This window comes from Candidatus Parvarchaeota archaeon (assembly GCA_016866895.1).
Taxonomy (GTDB): Archaea; Micrarchaeota; Micrarchaeia; order Anstonellales; family VGKX01; genus VGKX01.
The window spans coordinates 1-3721 of record VGKX01000130.1 but is presented as its reverse complement, the minus strand read 5'-3'; the positions used below and the strand labels follow the sequence as shown (position 1 = coordinate 3721).

Genomic DNA, 3721 nt, shown 5'->3' with positions numbered 1-3721 from the left:
TACTTTTGCAATGGTAGTGCCGTCGGAATTTCGAATGGAAAAGACTGAAACGGATTCATTGTTGACAACCTCAACGTCATCAAGCACAACTTTGTAGACACCCGCAGGTAACATCTCCCCAGGAGTGGCAATAATATAGCCAGATTCCTTTGCAAGAACAACGCTTCCACCACCAACGGGATATAGGTAGTTTGCAGTTGCTGTGCCTGAAGCCGGCGGATTCATGCCAATAAGCCTCCAGTCGCTTCCAAGGAACTTGATTGGCATTCGATGACTTGCCATGATGTTAGAAGGTTCGCAAGCGTCATTTACAGGTGTTGGCAAGATGCCGGCGCAGTAAAGAATGCCATGGTGCTCTGATACTGAAGGATAGTTTGCAAACTTTGCCTGATAGCCCACCCCCGAATATCTTGAGACTTGGCCATTTGCAAGGCGCTTGTACATGCCTTTTCCCCCAAGCCAGAGGGCCTGTGTTTCCGTGTATTTATTTAATGAGAGTGGATCGGTGAGTGTGGCTTTTGCAAAAGGATTGAAGTTGATACCGTCTATTTTTTTCACTGCCTGAAGGGGTTCGAGTGGTGTGAACCTGAAGGGATTGAGCGTATCCGCAGTAACAGTGTTGTCAGGAGATGTTGTGGTGCCAGTGTAGAGGTCTTCAGGATTTGTTTTCATCCTGTTTCCAGTGAACCTGTCGATGTAGTCGCTAATAAGGGTTGGAAAGACATATTTAGGAGAAGTGTCCGGATTTATTGCATCCGAAGTTGGAGCCGAATCTGCCGAAGGAAGAGCGGGTGCGCCTGGGGCTGCGGCAAAAATAATTGATGATGATAAACTAAAAACTACTGCAAGAAAAAAAGCGTTTATTACAAGTTTATTTCCCCGATTCATTGCACCACCTCAAGACGGTCATTGAATTTCTAACAAATAAATAGGTGACGAAATATATATATATATATGTATATGTTGTGTTTTTTGTTCGGAAATGCGCGGATTGTTTTCCCAAGACTCGTTGCACTGTTTGCAGAGCTTTCATCCAGCCGCTAAAGATTCGTGCTTTGTCAAAATTGAAATTTTGATTCGTATTATAATAGTTAAGCTTCCAATAAAAGCACAAATGGGTTATAATCAATTAGATGGTGTTTTGAGGTGGTTAAACTAGAAAACGAAAAAGAGACTCAGAAAAAGAACCCGGATACTGGTAACGGAACAAAAAACAGCGATGAGGGCTATTCAAAGAAAGGCAAAAAAATCCTGATTACATCAGCCCTGCCATACGTGAACAATGTCCCGCATTTGGGAAACATAATAGGCTGCGTGCTTTCGGCAGACGTGTTTGCAAGGTTTTGCCGCAAGCGTGGGTATGAAACCATCTACATTTGCGGCACTGACGAGTATGGCACTGCGACAGAAACAAAGGCGCTTGAGGAGGGGGTAACACCGCAAGAGCTTTGCGACAAGTATTACAAGATTCATAAAGACATTTACGAATGGTTTGGAATTTCAACAGATATTTTTGGAAGGACTACAACGCAACTTCACACTGAAATAACCCATGAGATTTTCAATGAGCTGCACAAAAACGGCTTTGTAGCCCAAGAGGAGATTGAACAGGCATATGACGAAAAAGCGCAGATGTTTCTTGCAGACCGCTTTATTGAAGGCACCTGCCCGCATTGCAAATATGAGGCAGCTAGAGCAGACCAGTGCGACAAGTGCGGGCATCTTTTGAATTTTGCAGAACTGATTAACCCGATTAGCAAAATCTCAAAAACAGTGCCAACAACTCGAAAGTCAATGCACTTATTTATAGACCTGCCAGTTATTCAAAATGAGATTGAGGGCTGGATAGAAAAAACCGCAAAGAACGGGCGATGGTCTGATAATTCATATAATATTGCCAAGGCATGGATTGCGGAAGGATTGAGGCGAAGGTGCATAACACGCGACTTGAAATGGGGCGTGACAGTTCCCCTTGCAGGATGGGAGAAAAAAGTCTTTTATGTCTGGTTTGACGCACCGATTGGATACATATCAATTACTGCGAACATGCCAGGTCTTGAAAAAAACTGGAGAAACTGGTGGCAAAACCCTGACAACGTGCTTTTGTACCAATTCATGGGCAAGGACAATGTGCCATTCCACACTGTCATTTTTCCATCAACACTGATTGGCACAAGGAAAAATTGGACTCTTTTGCACCACATAAGCACGACAGAGTTTTTGAATTTTGAAGGTGGCAAGTTTTCAAAGTCAAAGGGGGTCGGGGTGTTTGGAAGCGACGCGGTTGATTCCGGAATACCTGCAGATGTGTGGCGGTATTACCTTCTTACAAACAGGCCGGAGAAGATGGACACTGATTTTACCTGGAAGGATTTTGCCGAAAAGCTCAACAACGAGCTACTTGCAAACATAGGCAACTTGGTGAATAGGACAATGGTGTTTGCGCACCGCGAATTTGAAGGCAAGGTGCCTGATTTTAAAGATGGGGAACTTGGACAGGCTGACAGGGATTTTTTGGATGCCCAAAACTCCAAGTTTGAAAAAATAACGCAGCTTCTTGAAGAGGTTCAGATTAAAGACGGGCTTCACACAGCACTTGAAATCGGGAAGGGTGCAAATGCCTACTTCCAGCAAAGTGCGCCGTGGAAGGCAGTGAAGGAGGGCGAGGCTGGAAAGGCAAGGGCACGGGTTGCGATATATTTGCTGTTGCACCAGGTCAAGGACCTGGCAATAGCCTTGGAGCCATACCTGCCTTTCACAAGCGCGGCCATTTTCAGGCAGCTATCAATGAGCCCTGAAAGCTGGGACGGCATTGGAAAACTTTCCTTGGCGCCAGGGCACAGTCTTGGAAAGCCTGAAATTTTGTTCAAAAAGCTTGAAGAAAAGGAGATTGAGGCACTCAAGAAAAAATACTCAGGAAAGCAGCAGACGCAGGAAACCGAAAACCCAAAAAAAGAGATAGTGCCTGGGAAGATTGGCGAGGATTGCCTGGATTTGGAGGTTGGCAGGATAGTTGAGATTGAAAGACACCCGACAGCCCAGAAGCTGTATGTTGAGAAGATAGAGATGGGGGACGGTCAGGTAAGGCAGGTGGTTTCAGGCCTTGTCCCTTATTTCAAGGAGGAGCAGCTACTTGGAAAGCTTGTCGTGGTTGTCAGGAACCTCAAGCCGGCACTGCTTAGGGGCATTGAGTCGCAGGGCATGCTTTTGGCTGCCGAGGGCAACGGGCTGCTTGAAGTTGTTTGCCCGCAGAATGCAAAGCCTGGGGACAAGGTGTCTATAGGGCAGGGCAAAGAAGGCAAGGAAAGGCAGGAGCCGGCAGGGCAAGTCACTATTGAGGAATTTTTCACTGTCGACTTGGCTGTAAAAAACGGGTTTGTGCTTGCCAATGGGAAGCGGGTGGAAGTGGGAGGAAGGCCGCTAACAACCAAAATCGTGCTTGACGGAAAAGTCAGATAAGTTATTAATGGGCTTGAGAGGCGGAATTTGCCGATTTGTTTTTCTATTGGCTTTGCTGTAAAGAAGGGGTTTGTGATGGGGAGGTTTGCTGGTTTTGCGGAGGTTGGCATATCCTGCAAAGTAATATATTGATAGATATGGTCAACTTAGAGCCCTTGGGAGGGGAAGGACGGTTTTGCGCTTCAAGGCGTGCCTGCTTTTTTGCAGTTCACTGCGCCAATCGTGAAGCGCACATGCACGCGGTGTTTTTGTGGCAGACGAG

2 protein-coding genes are annotated in these 3721 nt (G+C 46.1%); one reads left to right on the top strand and one right to left on the bottom strand.

Annotated features, from left to right (window positions below; genetic code table 11):
• On the bottom strand, positions 1–888 hold an 888-nt coding region (locus tag FJZ26_04905; GenBank protein MBM3229745.1), incomplete at its 3' end, for a hypothetical protein.
• Between the two features lie 258 nt (positions 889–1146).
• Here FJZ26_04905 and metG point away from each other — a divergent pair.
• Entirely contained in the window at positions 1147–3459 is a 2313-nt protein-coding gene (gene metG / locus FJZ26_04900; protein MBM3229744.1) for a methionine--tRNA ligase, read from the top strand.
• The last annotated feature ends 262 nt before the right edge of the window (positions 3460–3721 follow it).